The sequence below is a fragment of the uncultured Vibrio sp. genome, assembly GCF_947488985.1.
In the GTDB taxonomy this organism is placed as follows: domain Bacteria; phylum Pseudomonadota; class Gammaproteobacteria; order Enterobacterales; family Vibrionaceae; genus Vibrio.
In genome coordinates this window covers 1-454 of sequence record NZ_CANLBV010000300.1, presented here as the reverse complement: position 1 = coordinate 454, position 454 = coordinate 1, and the positions used below count along the sequence as shown (strand labels likewise).

2 protein-coding genes are annotated in these 454 nt (G+C 44.3%); both read left to right on the top strand.

The annotated features are described in order from the left end of the window. On the top strand, positions 1-314 hold a 314-nt coding region (locus Q1A70_RS20435; protein WP_299695894.1), incomplete at its 5' end, for an IS66 family insertion sequence element accessory protein TnpB. Then, positions 311-454 (top strand): IS66 family insertion sequence element accessory protein TnpB (gene tnpB, locus Q1A70_RS20915; protein ID WP_363318263.1); only part of this gene is annotated, 144 nt, incomplete at its 3' end. The genes Q1A70_RS20435 and tnpB, both read left to right, overlap by 4 nt.

Genomic DNA, 454 nt, shown 5'->3' with positions numbered 1-454 from the left:
TGCAGAAGTATTACAATAGTGAGCAGTCTGCCGCTCAGTTTTGTTTAGAGCACAATCTTCATCCAAAAACGTTTGACAACAACCGTCGAAAACTACAGCATTTAGTCAACCTGCCTAAAAAACGAGAAGATTCACTTTCTGAATTCGTTGTTGTTGAAAAAACAGCCATGCTAAACACCAAAACCGAGCAACGGCCTCCCTCTACGTTACCTACGGAATTACGGCTTGAAGCGGGGGCGTGCTCTCTTCATGTGCCTCGTGATGTAGCACCTCAGTGGCTCGGCCTTCTATTGAAGGAGCTTGCTGTTGTATGAAAATATTCCCTGATATCTCTGTTATCTATCTCCACAAGGCGCCCGTCGATTTTAGAAAGGGCATTAACGGCTTGAGCTTTATCGTTGAACAGAATATGAACCTTAATCCCTTCTCCGAAGCGCTATTCGTCTTCTGTAAT